This is a genomic window from Pseudoalteromonas arabiensis, assembly GCF_001550155.1.
Taxonomy (GTDB): Bacteria; Pseudomonadota; Gammaproteobacteria; order Enterobacterales; family Alteromonadaceae; genus Pseudoalteromonas; species Pseudoalteromonas arabiensis.
Map to the genome: position 1 here is coordinate 58,871 of NZ_LRUF01000018.1, position 16,425 is coordinate 75,295.

Consider the following 16,425-nt stretch of genomic DNA (forward strand, 5'->3'; position numbering starts at 1 on the left):
ACTTATTTCTATACATGATCAATCACATGCAATCAGTAAATATCATCGTTGGCAGCCAAATGGGATCTGCTGAATACGTGGCAGAGCAACTGGCAGAAGCCCTTGAACAACAAGGAGTTCTAGTGCAGCTTCACGAACAGCCTGAATTTGATGATATTGCTCAGCAAGATACTATTTGGTTGTTATGTACTTCGACATATGGTGCGGGAGACTACCCAGAGAACCTACTGCCATTTGTTGAATCAATTAACCAACAGGCTGATCTTAAAGGATTAAACTACAGTGTGATCGGATTAGGTGACACTAGTTACGACACCTATAATTATGCAGGCCGTAATCTCGATGAATTATTAGCAAATAAAGGTGCAAACCGCGTGGCAGAACGCTTAGAGCTCAATATTCTTGATGAAGCATTACCAGAAGACACAGCATTAGCCTGGTTACCAAGCTGGATCGAGTCAGTAGGACTCAATTAAGCCGATCGGTGTTGATCGTTGTAATAAAAGTTACCCACAATTTACTGATAATTTAGATCGGATTGTGGATAAACACTGATCTAACTGCGATTTTAACCTAGTTTATCCCTTGGATAAGATCCAACTGATATTCCCCTGTGTATAAATAACCCTTTTGATCAAAGCTTGTACTCGGGAAGATCCGATCATACTAACACCTTTAGATCTGCGTTAAGATCATGTTTTAAATAGTAAAGCGAACATTATCAACAGATCTAGCCGTTACTAATAGTAAGAGTAATAAAAGATCTCTTTAAAAGATCCTTTATATTATTAGAGATCACCCACTTAGATCTTGAGCACTGTTTAATCATTTATCTTCTCTAAATTTCTAGGTAGAATACGCTCCCTTTACAAAGTTTTGCTGGTTGATTAGTAGGATCCCATAAATGATTTTTCACGAACGTTTTGATGTTATTGTTGTAGGTGGTGGACATGCAGGTACTGAAGCTGCATTAGCATCTGCTCGCATGGGCATGAATACCCTATTGCTAACTCATAATATGGATACCCTTGGTCAAATGTCTTGTAATCCGGCAATTGGCGGTATTGGTAAAGGCCATTTAGTTAAAGAGATCGATGCACTTGGTGGTGCAATGGCTCAGGCTATTGATAAAGGCGGTATTCAATTTCGTACTTTAAACTCATCTAAAGGCCCTGCTGTACGTGCTACACGTGCGCAAGCTGACCGTGCTTTGTATAAAGCAGCTATTCAACACACTTTACAACATCAAGAAAATTTAAAGATCTTCCAACAATCATGTGACGATCTAATCGTTGAAGGTGATCGAGTAATCGGTGTTGTAACTCAAATGGGTCTTCGTTTTAGCGCGCCTTCTGTGGTTCTTACCGTGGGTACTTTCTTAGGTGGTCAGATCCATATTGGTTTAGAGAACTTCAAAGGCGGTCGTGCCGGTGATCCACCTTCAATTGCACTTGCAGAGCGTTTACGTGAATTACCGTTTCGTGTTGATCGCTTAAAAACAGGCACGCCTCCTCGTATTGATGCGCGTACTGTTGATTTTAGCAAAATGCAAGAACAACCTGGTGATACCCCAACGCCTGTATTCTCATTTATGGGTAAACAAGCAGATCATCCACAGCAGATCCCGTGTTACATCACTTATACAAATGAAAAAACACATGATGTGATCCGCAATAACTTACATCGCTCACCTATGTATTCAGGCGTTATTGAAGGTATTGGTCCACGTTACTGCCCTTCAATCGAAGATAAGATCGTACGTTTTGCTGATAAAGATAAACATCAAATCTTTGTTGAACCTGAAGGTTTAACATCATACGAATTATATCCAAATGGTATCTCGACAAGTTTACCGTTTGATGTGCAACTTGAAATTGTGCAATCAATCACTGGTTTTGAAAATGCACATATTTGTCGTCCTGGTTATGCTATTGAGTATGACTTCTTTGATCCGCGCGACTTAAAGCAATCATTAGAAACGAAATTTATTAATGGTTTATTCTTCGCAGGTCAAATTAATGGAACAACCGGTTACGAAGAAGCCGGCGCACAAGGTTTAATCGCGGGTATGAACGCGGCATTACAAGTACAGGGCAAAGAGTCTTGGACACCTCGCCGTGATGAAGCATACACAGGTGTACTAATTGACGATTTAGCAACATTAGGTACTAAAGAACCGTACCGTATGTTTACCAGCCGTGCTGAATACCGTTTATTACTTCGTGAAGACAATGCTGACATTCGTTTAACTGCTAAAGGCCGTGAACTTGGCTTAGTTGATGATGCTCGTTGGGCTGCCTTTAACGAAAAAATGGAAATCATCGAAAAAGAATCGCAACGTTTAAAAGAAACATGGATCCACAAAGATCACGTTGCTGTTGATCAAGTAAACGCGCTATTAAAAACACCACTTACGCGTGAAGCGAGTTTAGAGGATCTGATCCGTCGTCCTGAAATTCGTTATAATGACCTAATGGCGATCGATGGTTTAGGTTCTGAGTTTGATAACCAAGCTGCACTTGAGCAAGTTGAAATTCATACTAAGTATGCAGGCTATATTGCTCGTCAACAAGATGAGATCAACAAGCAACTACGTCATGAACAAACTGTATTACCAAAAGACTTTGATTATTCAACTGTTTCTGGTTTATCAAATGAGGTTATTGCAAAGCTTACTGATAGTCGTCCTGATACAATTGGCCAAGCGTCACGTATTTCAGGTATCACCCCTGCTGCTATTTCGCTATTATTAGTTTATCTGAAAAAGCAAGGCTTACTGCGCAAGACTGCGTAGTTGGTGAGGAATACAGTGTTACAACAACAATTAACTTCACTGTTAGCGCAAACTGACATTGCGCTAACAGAAAAACAGCAACAACAACTTGTGCAATATGTTGAATTACTCGACAAGTGGAACAAAGCGTATAACTTAACCTCTGTTCGTTTACCTGAAGAAATGATGGTTAAGCATATTATGGATAGCTTAGTTGTTGCACCACACCTTGAAGGCAAACATTACATTGATGTAGGTACAGGCCCTGGTTTACCGGGTATCGTATTAGCTATCGCTTTACCTGATACACAATTTGTATTGTTAGATAGTTTAGGTAAACGGGTGCGCTTTTTGATGCAGGTAAAACATGCACTAGGCCTTGAAAATGTAACCCCAGTGCAGTCTAGAGTTGAAGAATATCAACCAAGTGTTAAATTAGATGGTGTTTTAAGTCGTGCATTCGCTTCATTGCAAGATATGGTTGACTGGTGTGCGCACTTGATTGATCATTCAGGTAAATTTATCGCCTTAAAAGGCGTGTTTCCGAGCGAAGAACTAGACTCATTACCTAAAGGTATTAAGTTTGATGAAAAAATCAGCTTGGAAGTACCTGAGTTAGATGCACAAAGACATCTAATCATTCTATCTAAAGACTAGGGATCAGACACTGTGGCAAAAGTCATCGCATTAGCAAACCAAAAAGGGGGAGTTGGTAAAACAACCACCGCTGTGAATCTTGCGGCATCTATGGCTGCGACGAAGCGTAAAGTGTTATTAATCGATCTTGATCCGCAAGGAAACGCTACTATGGGTAGCGGTGTCGATAAATACGGCGATGTAGCAACGATTTACGATTTATTAATTGAAGAAACCCCGATTAATGAAGTGATTAATAAAGAAACGTCAGGTGAATATCATTTAATTGCAGCAAATGGGGATGTGACAGCCGCAGAAGTTAAATTAATGGAATTGTTTGCACGTGAAGTGCGCTTACGCAATGCACTTGAACAAATTCAAGACCAATACGATTTCATTTTTATCGACTGCCCACCTTCACTTAATATGCTAACGGTTAATGCGATGGCTGCCGCAGATTCGATTTTAGTTCCGATGCAATGTGAGTATTATGCCCTTGAAGGTTTAACCGCATTGATGGATACCATCACGCAACTATCTAAGTTAGTAAATCCAGCGTTAACAATTGAAGGTATTTTACGCACCATGTATGATCCGCGTAATCGCCTTGCAAATGATGTATCTGAACAACTAAAACAACATTTTGGCGATAAAGTTTATCGTACCGTTATCCCACGTAATGTCCGTTTAGCAGAAGCGCCAAGTTTTGGTGCCCCTGCCATGTATTATGACCGTGCATCAAGTGGCGCTAAAGCATACTTAGCCCTTGCCGGTGAAATGTTACGTAGAAAAGAGAAAACTTCTTCAGCAGTAGCCTAACTTTGAGGTAAAAAAATAACATGTCTGCTAAAAAACGCGGTTTAGGCCGAGGACTCGATGCTTTATTAAGTTCATCAAAACCTGCCCCTAGTGCAGATAATCAGCAACAAGCTACAGCAAAGCCAGAACAAGTCTCTGAGGTTGTTGCAGAGCAAAGTAAAGGTGAACTGCAAAAGTTAGCGATTGAGTTTTTACAGTCGGGTAAATATCAACCTCGTAAAGACATGTCTGAAGAAGCGCTAGAAGAATTAGCAAGCTCAATACGAGCACAAGGTATTATTCAGCCGATTGTTGTGCGCCCTATTGGTGCAAATAAATACGAAATTATCGCTGGTGAGCGTCGTTGGCGTGCAGCCCAATTGGCAAAGTTAGATACCGTGCCGTGTATCATCAAGGACGTGCCAGACGAAGCTGCTGTTGCTATTGCCCTTATTGAAAACATTCAACGTGAAGATCTCAATGCAATGGAAGAAGCGATTGCTCTTAATCGTTTGTTGAATGAATTTGAACTGACTCACCAACAAGTCGCAGAAGCCGTTGGTAAATCGCGTACTACAGTAACTAACTTACTGCGTCTGAATAACCTTAACGACGATGTTAAAATATTGTTAGAGCATGGCGACATTGAAATGGGTCATGCGCGCTGTTTATTAGCACTTGACGGTGAAGCGCAGTCTGATGCCGCAAGATCGGCCGTCGCTAAAGCATTAACAGTACGTGAAACAGAAAAATTAGTACGCGCTATTTTAGAACCAGCACCTGAAAAAGAAGTGCAAGAAAAAGATCCAGATGTCAAACAGTTAGAGCAAAAGCTCGCTGAAAATTTAGGCGCTAAAGTTGAAATAAACTACAACAAAAAGGGCAAAGGCAAACTGGTTATTTCATATACAAATCTTGATGAGTTAGATGGCATTTTAAGCCGTATAAATTAAGACTATTCCCGTCATTAATTAATAACATGTCCAAAAAGAGACATTTGTGGTGTTTTTGCACTACAAAGGGTCGACTCAAGTTGCAAAACTGGTAGGAATCAGTATAATTTCGCCAGTTTTCATACCCTGACAATTTGAACGTTTACAAGGTTAATAAAACGTGACTAATAAGTTAGCAAAGCCATATCGGCTTGCCGCATTTAAATTAATTTGTCTTCAGGGTATCGTAGCGCTTATCGCTGCAGTAATTGTTTTTGTAGGTTGGGGAGTCAATGCCGGCCAGTCAGCGCTTGCTGGCGGAGCTGTTGCACTACTCCCTAATTTTGTATTTGTCGTCTATGCATTTAGATATATGGGGGCTAGTCGGACAAATCAAGTGTATGCCTCGCTCAAGCGCGGCAACGGATTAAAATTTATGCTAACAATCGTATTGTTCGCACTAATACTGAAGTCTTATACGGTCATTTTATTGCCGTTTTTTTGTGTGTATGTATTGGTGTTGTTCAGTGGATTGTTTGCGCCCGTTTTTTTTAATCATTAACTTTTGGGATATAACATGGCTGCAGAAGAAGTAACTCTATCAAGCCATATTCAGCACCACTTAACGAACGCTAAGATGTGCTCGACCGACGCTGGTCTTGCCTTCAACAAAGCGTGTGCAGACAGTGGTTTCTGGACATGGAATATAGATACCCTCGCATGGTCAATCGGTTTAGGTCTTGTCTTTTTATGGATCTTCCGTAGTGCCGCTAAAAAAGCAAATACCGGTGTACCTGGTAAATTTCAGTGCTTCATTGAAATGATTGTTGAGTTCGTTGGTGACAACGTACGTGACACATACCACGGTAAAAGCGCATTAATCGCTCCATTAGCTCTGACGATTTTCGTTTGGGTGTTCTTAATGAACTTAATGGACTTGATTCCGGTTGATTTCCTACCTGCATTCGCTGGCTTCGTTGGCGAGCAAGCATTTGGTATGGACCCTCACGATGTTTACATGAAGATTGTACCGACAACAGACATCAATATGACTGCTGCGTTAGCAATCGGTGTATTCATTCTGATGATCGGTTACGCAATCAAAATCAAAGGGATTGGCGGATTCATAGCTGAATTAACGCTTCACCCATTTAGCTCTAATAACAAGCTAGCGATGGTGTTCTTAATCCCATGTAACTTATTACTAGAAACAATCGCTTTAGTTGCTAAGCCATTCTCGTTAGCACTGCGTTTATTCGGTAACTTATATGCTGGTGAGTTGATTTTCATCTTGATCGGCGCAGTTGGTTTAATGCAACTACCGTTGCACTTTATTTGGGCTGCATTCCACATCTTAGTAATCGTATTACAAGCATTCGTATTTATGATGCTGACTATCGTTTACCTAAGCATGGCAAGCTCAGATAATCACTAATTTTTTACACTTTTAAATTTTAACTTTAATTTACAATTGAAACTTTGGAGAAAAAAATGGAACTAGTATTAGGTCTTAAGTATATCGCTGTTGCTCTACTTATCGGCTTCGGTGCAATCGGTACTGCTATCGGCTTCGGTAACATGGGTGGTAAATTCCTAGAAGCGTGTGCTCGTCAACCTGAGCTTGCACCTTCATTACAAGTTAAGATGTTCATCCTTGCTGGTCTAATCGATGCTGTAGCTATGATTGGTGTTGGTATCGCAATGGTATTGTTGTTCGTACTTTAATATTATTTTTTGAACAGCTTACTATTTTAAGGAGGAGCGGTCGTGAACTTAACAGCCACTCTTATCGGTGAATTAATTGCATTTACGGTTTTCGTACTTTTCTGTATGAAATACGTATGGCCACCACTAAATGGTGCAATTGAAGCTCGCCAGAAGAAAATCGAAGATGGTTTAGCTGCCTCTGATAGAGCCGAAAAAGACTTAGAACTTGCGCAAAAGAAAGCTGCTGAGCAGCTTAAAGAGGCAAAAGCTCAAGCGGCTGATATCATTGAACAAGCTAAAAAGCGTGCCACGCTAATCGTTGACGAAGAAACTGTTCGTGGTCAACAAGAGCGTGAAAAAATTATTGCTCAAGGGCACTCTGAAATCGAAGCAGAGCGTAACCGTGTAACAGAAGAACTACGTAAACAAGTAGCGACGCTGGCAGTGGTTGGTGCTGAGAAGATTTTAGAGCGCGAAATCAATCAAGCCGCACACAGTGACATCGTTGAAAAACTTGTCGCTGAGCTGTAATTAGGAGGGTATGAGCATGTCTGAATTGGCTACTATCGCTCGCCCATACGCTAAAGCGGCTTTTGAACTTGCCGTTGAAAAAGGCACTGTTGAAAGTTGGAACGACATGCTGTTCTTTGCTGGCCATGTTGCCAGCAACGAGCAAGCCGCTGCCGCGCTAGCTGGATTGCCTACTGCTACTGAACAAGCCGATCTGTTTATCAAGATCTGTGCAGAGCAGCTCAACGAACAAGGTCAGAACCTAATCAAGGTGATGGCTGAAAATGGACGTTTAGTTGCACTGCCTGCTGTTGCTGAGTTATTCGCTGAATTTAAAGCGGACTACGACAAAGAAATCGACGTAGATGTGGTTTCTGCAACACCGCTTGCTGCTGAGCAGCAAGCATCATTGGTAGCGGCACTTGAAAAACGTTTCGCACGCAAAGTTAAGCTGAATTGTAGTGAAGATACTACAGTTGTTGGCGGTCTTATCATTAAGGCGGGTGACACTGTAATTGACGGCTCTGTACGTGGCAAATTAGCCCGCTTAGCTACATCACTACAATCGTAATTGGGAAAAAGAGCATGCAACTTAATTCCACTGAAATTTCAGATCTGATCAAACAACGTATTGAGCAGTTCGAAGTTGTAAGTGAAGCTCGTAACGAAGGTACTATCGTATCTGTTACTGACGGTATCATCCGCATCCACGGTCTAGCTGACTGTATGCAAGGTGAGATGATTGAGCTTCCTGGCAACCGTTATGCTATCGCACTAAACCTTGAGCGTGACTCAGTAGGTGCAGTAGTAATGGGTCCTTACGCTGACCTTAAAGAAGGCGTAAAAGTTAAATCAACTGGTCGTATCCTAGAGGTTCCTGTTGGTCGTGGTCTACTTGGTCGTGTTGTTAACACACTAGGTGCACCTATCGATGGTAAAGGCGCTTTAGATAACGACGGTTTTGAACCTGTTGAGAAAATCGCACCAGGCGTTATCGAACGTCAATCAGTAGATGAGCCAGTACAAACTGGTTATAAATCTATCGATGCGATGATCCCAGTAGGTCGTGGTCAACGTGAGCTTGTGATCGGTGACCGCCAAACTGGTAAAACTGCATTAGCAATCGATGCTATCATCAACCAAAAAGGTACAGGCGTTAAGTGTGTGTACGTTGCAGTTGGTCAAAAAGCATCTACTATCGCTAACGTAGTACGTAAATTAGAAGAACACGGTGCACTTGAAAACACGATTGTTGTTGTTGCATCTGCTTCTGAATCTGCGGCACTTCAGTACCTAGCACCATTCTCTGGTTGTACTATGGGTGAATACTTCCGTGACCGTGGTGAAGACGCGCTAATCGTATATGATGATTTATCTAAGCAAGCTGTTGCTTACCGTCAAATCTCATTACTACTTAAGCGTCCACCAGGCCGTGAAGCATACCCAGGTGACGTATTCTACCTTCACTCACGTCTTCTAGAGCGTGCATCACGTGTAAACGCTGATTACGTTGAGAAGTTCACTAATGGTGAAGTGAAAGGTAAAACAGGTTCATTGACGGCATTGCCAATCATTGAAACTCAAGGCGGCGACGTTTCTGCGTTCGTACCGACAAACGTTATCTCTATCACCGATGGTCAGATCTTCTTAGAAACTGACTTATTCAACTCAGGTATCCGTCCAGCTGTTAACGCTGGTATCTCGGTATCGCGTGTTGGTGGTGCAGCGCAAACTAAAATCGTTAAGAAACTAGGTGGTGGTATCCGTCTAGCGTTAGCTCAGTACCGTGAATTAGCTGCGTTCTCGCAGTTCGCGTCTGACCTTGACGATGCAACACGTGCTCAATTAGAGCATGGTGAGCGCGTAACAGAGCTAATGAAGCAGAAACAGTACGCACCAATGTCTGTTGCTGAAATGTCTCTGTCGCTATTTGCTGCTGAAAAAGGCTACCTAAAAGATATCGAAATCGCGAAAATCATGGATTTCGAAGCTGGCCTAATTTCTTACGCAAACAGCACATACGCAGAGCTAATGGCTCAAATCAATGAAACTGGTAACTACAACGCTGAGATTGAAGCGCAACTTAAAGAACTTCTAGAGAAGTTCAAGTCGACGCAAACTTGGTAATTTAGTTATGAATGGTGAGCTTTAGGCAACTAAAGCCCACCTGATTCGGAGAGAGAGTCATGGCCAGCGGAAAAGAGATTAAAAGCAAGATCGGGAGTATCAAGAATACTCAGAAGATCACCAGCGCAATGGAAATGGTTGCTGCGTCTAAAATGAAAAAAGCGCAGGAACGTGTGGCGTCAAGCCGTCCATACGCTGAAAACTTACGCCAAGTGATTGGTCGTGTTGCTCAAGCAAATCTTGATTTTACTCACCCTTTCTTAGAAGAGCGTGAAGTAAAACGAGTTGGTTATATTGTTATCTCTACTGACCGTGGTCTATGTGGTGGCTTGAACTCAAATGAGTTCAAAAAAGTTGCCCTAGACGTGAAAGCGTGGAAAGAAAAAGGCGTTGAAGCTGAATTTACTACTTTAGGTAGCAAAGCAGCTGGCTTTTTCCAACGTTTTGGCGGTAAGTTAGTCGCTAAAAAAGCGAACTTAGGAGATACACCTTCACTACAAGACGTGATTGGTCCTGTAAAGACAATGCTAGATGCATACTCTGAAGGTAAAATTGACCGCTTATACGTCGTATTTAACAAGTTCGTTAATACGATGAAGCAAGAGCCAACAATCGATCAGTTACTCCCTTTGCCAAAAGCTGAAGAAGAAGTATCTCAACATTCTTGGGATTACTTATATGAGCCAAACCCAGATGCGATTTTAGAAGCTCTGTTAGTACGCTTTATTGAGTCTCAAGTATACCAAGGTGTAGTTGAGAACGCTGCCTCTGAACAGGCTGCCCGTATGGTTGCAATGAAAGCTGCAACTGATAACGCAGGCGACCTTATGGATGAGTTACAGCTTGTTTATAACAAGGCTCGTCAAGCTGCAATCACACAAGAAATCAGTGAGATTGTTGGCGGTTCGGCAGCAGTTTAACGCTTCGGCAAAGTTTAATGAGAGGAATAGACATGAGTTTAGGTAAGGTCGTCCAAATTATCGGCGCCGTTGTGGATATCGAATTTCCACAAGACAACGTGCCAGCCGTATATGACGCACTAAAAGTAACAGATGGCGACTTAGCGGGTTTAACTTTAGAAGTTCAACAACAGCTAGGTGGCGGTGTGGTACGTGGTATCGCACTTGGTACTACTGACGGTTTACGTCGTGGTACTGCAGTAGAAGGTACAGGTCAGCCAATCCACGTTCCTGTAGGTACGAAGACACTAGGTCGTATCATGGACGTATTAGGTAACCCTATTGATGAAGCTGGTCCAATTGGTGAAGAAGAGCGTATGTCTATTCACCGTGCAGCACCTTCTTATGAAGAACAATCAAGTTCAGTAGAACTTTTAGAGACGGGTATCAAGGTAATCGACCTTGTATGTCCATTCGCTAAAGGTGGTAAAGTTGGTCTATTCGGTGGTGCCGGTGTTGGTAAAACCGTAAACATGATGGAACTTATCCGTAACATCGCAATCGAGCACAGCGGTTACTCAGTATTCGCAGGTGTTGGTGAGCGTACTCGTGAGGGTAATGACTTCTACCATGAGATGAACGACTCAAACGTACTAGATAAAGTATCGCTAGTATACGGTCAAATGAATGAGCCACCGGGTAACCGTTTACGCGTAGCATTAACGGGTCTTACTATGGCTGAGAAGTTCCGTGACGAAGGTCGTGACGTACTTTTCTTCGTTGATAACATCTACCGTTATACTCTAGCGGGTACAGAGGTATCAGCACTTCTAGGTCGTATGCCTTCAGCAGTAGGTTACCAACCAACTCTTGCTGAAGAAATGGGTGTACTTCAAGAGCGTATCGCATCGACTAAGACGGGTTCAATCACTTCAATCCAAGCGGTATACGTACCTGCGGATGACTTAACTGACCCATCTCCAGCAACAACGTTTGCTCACTTAGATGCAACAGTAGTACTTTCTCGTGATATCGCTTCACTTGGTATCTACCCTGCGGTAGACCCACTTGATTCATCTTCACGTCAACTTGACCCATTAGTAATCGGTCAAGAGCACTACGATACAGCGCGTGGCGTTCAAACAGTTCTTCAACGTTATAAAGAACTAAAAGACATCATCGCAATCCTAGGTATGGACGAGCTTTCTGACGAAGATAAGCAAGTTGTATCTCGTGCACGTAAAATCCAGCGCTTCCTATCTCAGCCATTCTTCGTTGCTGAGGTATTCACAGGCGCGCCTGGTAAATACGTGTCACTTAAAGACACAATTGCTGGCTTCAAAGGTATCTTAAACGGTGAGTTTGATGATATGCCAGAGCAAGCGTTCTACATGGTTGGCTCTATTGAAGAAGCTCAAGAAAAAGCCAAAAGCATGTAATTAGGAGGGTAGTATGGCGGCTATGACTGTACATCTTGACGTAGTAAGCGCAGAAGAGAGCTTGTTCTCTGGTCTGGTTGAATCGATTCAAGTGAGTGGTAGTGAAGGTGACCTTGGTGTTAACTATGGTCACGCTCCATTATTAACTGCCCTAAAACCTGGTATGGTACGTTTAGTTAAGCAATTTGGTCACGAAGACGTGATGTATATTGCTGGCGGTACGCTAGAAGTTCAACCGGATCGCATCACGATTCTTGCAGATACTGCAGTACGTGGTGAAGACCTAGACGAGCAAGCGGCTGAAAAAGCGAAACGTGATGCTGAAGAGCAAATGGCGAATACGTCAACTGCTGAGTTAGATTATCAACAAGCTGCAGTGCAACTTGCTGAAGCAATCGCTCAACTTCGCGTAATTCAACAATTACGTAAAAAGTAAGCCTACTCGGTTTTCGAAAAGCCCACTTCGTGTGGGCTTTTTTGTGTCTAAGCATAAATTTTTCGTAAAGATGCTGTTATCACACTTATATCCTTCATCAAACCCCGATAGAATGTCTTGTATCAAAAGTAAGTGGGTTTTTCATTTAAGGTTCAGTCCTGAGCATTAGGATTGAGTATTTGCACATGAGGTGACTTACGTAACCTGGGTAATTAATTACTTACTCCAATCAGTAAATAAAACAAAGAAAGAAGGATATTGTTTTAATGTCTCTGACAACCGTTATTCTTGCTGCGGGTAAAGGCACTCGTATGCGCTCAGCACTACCAAAGGTATTACACAAAGTTGCTGGTAAACCTATGGTGCAACACGTGATTGATAATGCCACTGCCCTTGGTGCTCGTGAAACAAACCTTGTCTACGGTCATGGTCGTGATCAGCTACAAGCTGCCCTATCACACAATCAAGTAAACTGGGTATTACAAGAAGAGCAACTTGGTACTGGCCATGCGGTCGCTGTTGCTAAGCAGCACATTGCTGATGACGACACTGTGTTGATTCTCTATGGTGATGTGCCATTGACCAAACGTGCCACATTAGAAAAGCTACTTGCTGCGACCCCTAAAAATGGTCTTGCAGTATTAACGGTCACTCTAGACGAGCCTTCTGGGTATGGCCGTATGCTTCGCGAAAATGGCAAGCTAGTCGGCATTATTGAACAAAAAGATGCTTCGCCTGAGCAACTCGCAATTAAAGAAATCAATACCGGTATTATGGCTGCCAATGGTGAGTTACTTAAACGTTGGTTAGGTAATCTATCTAACAATAATGCCCAAAGTGAGTACTACCTTACAGATATCGTTGCGATGGCACACAGCGAAGGGGTTGAAATTACTTCTGCACAGCCTGAGCACCCGATGGAAGTTGAAGGCGCTAACAATCGAGTGCAATTAGCGGCACTTGAGCGTGCTTATCAAGCATGGCAAGCAGAAGAACTAATGCTGAACGGCGCAACACTTGCTGATCCTGCTCGTATTGATGTGCGTGGTGAAGTAACAACAGGCGAAGATGTACTCATCGACGTTAATGTTATTTTCGAAGGCAAAGTAACACTAGGCAATAACGTGCAAATTGGCCCTAACTGCGTACTTAAAGATTGCACTATTGGTGATAACGTCATTATTAAAGCTAATTCAATTGTTGAAGAAGCCACGGTTGCAGCTAAATGTACTCTTGGTCCTTATGCTCGCCTTCGCCCTGGTGCGATTATGGAAGAAGACTCGCATATCGGTAACTTTGTTGAGATGAAAAAGACTCGCTTAGGCAAAGGCTCAAAGGCAAATCACCTTACCTACTTAGGTGACACTGAAGTTGGTGAAAAAGTGAATATTGGCGCAGGTACTATTACTTGTAACTATGATGGCGTAAACAAATCAAAAACTATTATCGGTGATAACGCCTTTATTGGGTCTAATTCATCACTAGTAGCACCGGTGAATATTGGCTCAATGGCAACGGTTGGCGCAGGTTCTGTTATTACTAATACTGTTGAAGACGAGCAGCTTGCAGTCGCTCGTGGCAAACAACGTAATCTAACTGGCTGGAAGCGTCCAACCAAAAAGTAGTGAGCTACCCTACTAATTTATAAAGAAAAGCGAGTTTGTACTCGCTTTTTTTGTGGCTGATTTATTCTCATAAAAGTGCCATATAGCTGTAATGCCTGCGTGTTGTAATCGGGTCAATACAATACCAAGGAAAAATAATAATGTTAAAAAGATCAATTATTGCGCTATCACTTTTAACCATTCTTACTGGCTGCTCATTAGACGGTGACGACGGCAAAGACGGCCTACAAGGTGAACAAGGTCCAGCAGGTCAAGACGGAGCAAATGGCGAAGATGCAAACGCTACTTTAAGTATAAATCTTATCGGTCGTGCAGTGCTTAACGCAGAAAGCCCTGAAGGGGCAGCAGAAATTGTCGCTTATCAAACTTCTAAACAACGAATTTTTGCTATTAATAGCTCGGGTGATTCTGCCGTTGTGAATATCATAAAAGCCGATAGTTTTGACTCTGCAGCTTTAGTAAAAGATAACGAAGGGGTTATAAACGGCACTAATTTAACCTCAGAGATTATCCTTGCACTGAATGAGCACAGTGCTGGCGATGCAAACAGTATCGCTATTGATGCTAATAATGAATTTTTAGCCGTCGCAATGGCAGCCAGTAATACCGGTGATGCTGGCTTAATTGCATTTTATGATATTAGTGGCGATGAGCCTCAGTTTATTAAGAATGTAACGGTAGGCGCCCTGCCCGACATGGTCACATTTAGTCATGACGGCAAAAAAGTATTGGTTGCAAATGAAGGTGAACCTAATGGTGATTACAGTATTGACCCTGAAGGCTCAATTAGCATTATTAATATCAACGATGGTGTAATTGCAGATACTGCTATTAGCATTACCTTTTCTGCTTATAACGATAAACAAGCAGAGCTTGAAGAACTTGGGGTTGTATTTGCTAACCCGACAGGTCGAACAATCAACGGTAATTTGATTAATACAACCGTGGCTATGGATTTAGAGCCTGAATACATCAGCATTACAAAAGACAATAAGTTTGCCTACGTGTCACTACAAGAAAATAACGCCCTTGCTATCGTCAATCTCGAAGATAATAGCCTAGAGCTTAAAGGTTTAGGTTTTAAAGATTGGTCTAATTTACTCTTTGATGCATCAGATAAAGATGGTGGTGTTAACTTTAAATCGTACCCGGGCCTCTATGGCATGTATCAACCAGATACTATTTCAAGCTTTACCTGGAAAGGTGCTAACTTTATTGTCACAGCGAACGAAGGTGATGCACGAGAATACTTCTTTGATACAAGCGACGAAGCTGATTGTTTAGCAAAAGGTGGTCTTGATTACGATGTAGATGATGGTTGTTTATCGTATATAGATGAAACCAGAGCTAAAGACTTAACACTGGCAAGCAATTTTGACTACCTGAACAATGACAACAGTGATATTGGCCGTTTAAAAGTGACCACTGTTAAAGGTGATGAAGATAATAATGGTGAATATGAATCACTCTATGCATATGGTGCCCGCTCTTTTACCATCTGGGATGGTAACGGCATGGTGGTTTTTGATTCTGGCGATCAAATCTCGCGCATTACTGCATCAGTTCACGGAGCAGCATTCAATAATAACGAAGATGAAAATGACGGTGATAGTCGCTCTGATGACAAAGGTGCTGAACCAGAAGCATTAGCGCTGGGTACGATTGGCGAACGTACATTTGCATTTATTGGTCTAGAGCGTATGGGTGGCATTATGGTGTTTGATATTACTAATCCATACAATGTGACATTCCAAGATTACTTTTTTAATCGAGGTTTAGAAGCCGATGCAGATATTACGGGTGATCTTGCCCCTGAAGGTATGGCATTTATACCTGCAGAACAAAGTGCAACGAATGAAGCACTGCTAGTTGTTGGTAATGAAATTTCGGGTTCAATCGCTGTTTGGGAAATTTCTACTAACTAATCCACCTTATAAAATAAAAAGCGACATAGCTAATTTAAGGCATGTCGCTTTTTCTATGCCATTTTATCCTCACAAAAATGACGGCTTTTTGAGCTAAAACCCCTCTGCAGCCCCTTATTTGTATGGTTATTGTACTAATTTGAAAATAATCAAAAAAACCTTCAAAAAGTGCTTGCGTAAAAAATCCATCTCCCTATAATGCGCATCCACTGACACGGCGGGCAGCAACGAAAGACGCTGAACAAGGTGGCAGAGAGTTAAGTAAAACTTCGGTTTAAAACGGTCTAAAAAGAAAGTTTAAAATTAAGTGTTGACTCGAAAAATTAAGGATGTATTATACGCATCCCTAGCGACAAGGTCGCAACGTTCTTCAGCCTTGAGCTAAGAACGCAGTTCTTTAAAAATATAAAGCAATCATCTGTGTGGGCACTCGTACAGATTGAGTTCTAACAGCAGAGTCTAGTTCGCTAGATGACGCAAACAAATTTAGAGTCTCAATTTCTTATGAGTGACTATATAGTCAATTTATACAGAATTCATTGAGCACGAAACTTCGGTTTCAAAAAACTTTTAATTGAAGAGTTTGATCATGGCTCAGATTGAACGCTGGCGGCAGGC

The 16,425-nt window shown here is 42.0% G+C and carries 16 protein-coding genes; all 16 read left to right on the plus strand.

The genetic code is table 11. The features are described 5' to 3' along the window. Nucleotides 1-26 precede the first annotated feature (26 nt). On the plus strand, nt 27-476 hold the full coding sequence (mioC, locus tag PAARA_RS07710; RefSeq protein WP_062568476.1) for an FMN-binding protein MioC: 450 nt from the start codon (nt 27-29) through the stop codon (nt 474-476). Nucleotides 477-904: 428 nt separating this feature from the next. Next, nucleotides 905-2,794 (plus strand): tRNA uridine-5-carboxymethylaminomethyl(34) synthesis enzyme MnmG, encoded by a 1,890-nt coding sequence (gene mnmG / locus PAARA_RS07715; RefSeq protein ID WP_062568477.1) that lies wholly within the window; start codon nt 905-907, stop codon nt 2,792-2,794. A gap of 15 nt (nt 2,795-2,809) precedes the next feature. Next, nucleotides 2,810-3,430 carry a 16S rRNA (guanine(527)-N(7))-methyltransferase RsmG gene (gene rsmG / locus PAARA_RS07720; protein WP_062568478.1) on the plus strand — a complete coding sequence of 207 codons (621 nt, stop codon included), beginning with the start codon at nt 2,810-2,812 and terminating at the stop codon, nt 3,428-3,430. 12 nt (nt 3,431-3,442) lie between these two features. Further along, complete coding sequence (locus tag PAARA_RS07725; protein ID WP_062568479.1) at nt 3,443-4,228, plus strand: ParA family protein; 786 nt, start codon at nt 3,443-3,445, stop codon at nt 4,226-4,228. Between the two features lie 20 nt (nt 4,229-4,248). Then, nucleotides 4,249-5,160, plus strand: a complete 912-nt coding sequence (locus tag PAARA_RS07730; protein WP_062568480.1) for a ParB/RepB/Spo0J family partition protein — start codon at nt 4,249-4,251, stop codon at nt 5,158-5,160. Nucleotides 5,161-5,320: 160 nt separating this feature from the next. Beyond that, entirely contained in the window at nt 5,321-5,701 is a 381-nt protein-coding gene (locus tag PAARA_RS07735) for an ATP synthase subunit I (RefSeq protein ID WP_062568481.1), read from the plus strand. A 15-nt stretch (nt 5,702-5,716) separates the two neighbouring features. Further along, on the plus strand, nt 5,717-6,574 hold the full coding sequence (atpB, locus tag PAARA_RS07740; RefSeq protein ID WP_062568482.1) for a F0F1 ATP synthase subunit A: 858 nt from the start codon (nt 5,717-5,719) through the stop codon (nt 6,572-6,574). 56 nt (nt 6,575-6,630) lie between these two features. Continuing rightward, nucleotides 6,631-6,864 (plus strand): F0F1 ATP synthase subunit C, encoded by a 234-nt coding sequence (gene atpE, locus PAARA_RS07745; protein ID WP_004335261.1) that lies wholly within the window; start codon nt 6,631-6,633, stop codon nt 6,862-6,864. 42 nt (nt 6,865-6,906) lie between these two features. Further along, on the plus strand, nt 6,907-7,377 hold the full coding sequence (gene atpF, locus PAARA_RS07750; RefSeq protein ID WP_054554807.1) for a F0F1 ATP synthase subunit B: 471 nt from the start codon (nt 6,907-6,909) through the stop codon (nt 7,375-7,377). A gap of 16 nt (nt 7,378-7,393) precedes the next feature. Continuing rightward, the gene (atpH, locus tag PAARA_RS07755; protein ID WP_062568483.1) at nt 7,394-7,927 is read left to right on the plus strand and encodes a F0F1 ATP synthase subunit delta; all 534 of its coding nucleotides are present in this window, start codon (nt 7,394-7,396) and stop codon (nt 7,925-7,927) included. Nucleotides 7,928-7,941: 14 nt separating this feature from the next. Beyond that, entirely contained in the window at nt 7,942-9,483 is a 1,542-nt protein-coding gene (gene atpA, locus PAARA_RS07760) for a F0F1 ATP synthase subunit alpha (protein WP_054554809.1), read from the plus strand. A 59-nt stretch (nt 9,484-9,542) separates the two neighbouring features. Continuing rightward, nucleotides 9,543-10,403 (plus strand): F0F1 ATP synthase subunit gamma, encoded by an 861-nt coding sequence (gene atpG, locus PAARA_RS07765; protein WP_062568484.1) that lies wholly within the window; start codon nt 9,543-9,545, stop codon nt 10,401-10,403. A 32-nt stretch (nt 10,404-10,435) separates the two neighbouring features. Next, on the plus strand, nt 10,436-11,821 hold the full coding sequence (gene atpD, locus PAARA_RS07770) for a F0F1 ATP synthase subunit beta (protein WP_054554811.1): 1,386 nt from the start codon (nt 10,436-10,438) through the stop codon (nt 11,819-11,821). 13 nt (nt 11,822-11,834) lie between these two features. Then, nucleotides 11,835-12,257, plus strand: coding sequence for a F0F1 ATP synthase subunit epsilon (locus PAARA_RS07775; protein ID WP_054554812.1), 423 nt, complete (start codon nt 11,835-11,837; stop codon nt 12,255-12,257). Between the two features lie 266 nt (nt 12,258-12,523). Next, on the plus strand, nt 12,524-13,882 hold the full coding sequence (gene glmU, locus PAARA_RS07780) for a bifunctional UDP-N-acetylglucosamine diphosphorylase/glucosamine-1-phosphate N-acetyltransferase GlmU (protein WP_062568485.1): 1,359 nt from the start codon (nt 12,524-12,526) through the stop codon (nt 13,880-13,882). Nucleotides 13,883-14,022: 140 nt separating this feature from the next. After that, nucleotides 14,023-15,807, plus strand: coding sequence for a choice-of-anchor I family protein (locus PAARA_RS07785; RefSeq protein WP_062568486.1), 1,785 nt, complete (start codon nt 14,023-14,025; stop codon nt 15,805-15,807). Nucleotides 15,808-16,425: the final 618 nt, after the last annotated feature.

Bases quoted from the DNA above. Each gene is read 5' to 3' on its own strand.
- atpD (WP_054554811.1), top strand. From the start codon at position 10,436: ATGAGTTTAGGTAAGGTCGTCCAAATTATCGGCGCCGTTGTGGATATC.
- atpG (WP_062568484.1), top strand. From the start codon at position 9,543: ATGGCCAGCGGAAAAGAGATTAAAAGCAAGATCGGGAGTATCAAGAAT.
- atpB (WP_062568482.1), top strand. From the start codon at position 5,717: ATGGCTGCAGAAGAAGTAACTCTATCAAGCCATATTCAGCACCACTTA.
- glmU (WP_062568485.1), top strand. From the start codon at position 12,524: ATGTCTCTGACAACCGTTATTCTTGCTGCGGGTAAAGGCACTCGTATG.
- PAARA_RS07775 (WP_054554812.1), top strand. From the start codon at position 11,835: ATGGCGGCTATGACTGTACATCTTGACGTAGTAAGCGCAGAAGAGAGC.
- atpA (WP_054554809.1), top strand. From the start codon at position 7,942: ATGCAACTTAATTCCACTGAAATTTCAGATCTGATCAAACAACGTATT.
- PAARA_RS07730 (WP_062568480.1), top strand. From the start codon at position 4,249: ATGTCTGCTAAAAAACGCGGTTTAGGCCGAGGACTCGATGCTTTATTA.
- mioC (WP_062568476.1), top strand. From the start codon at position 27: ATGCAATCAGTAAATATCATCGTTGGCAGCCAAATGGGATCTGCTGAA.
- mnmG (WP_062568477.1), top strand. From the start codon at position 905: ATGATTTTTCACGAACGTTTTGATGTTATTGTTGTAGGTGGTGGACAT.
- PAARA_RS07785 (WP_062568486.1), top strand. From the start codon at position 14,023: ATGTTAAAAAGATCAATTATTGCGCTATCACTTTTAACCATTCTTACT.
- atpE (WP_004335261.1), top strand. From the start codon at position 6,631: ATGGAACTAGTATTAGGTCTTAAGTATATCGCTGTTGCTCTACTTATC.
- atpH (WP_062568483.1), top strand. From the start codon at position 7,394: ATGTCTGAATTGGCTACTATCGCTCGCCCATACGCTAAAGCGGCTTTT.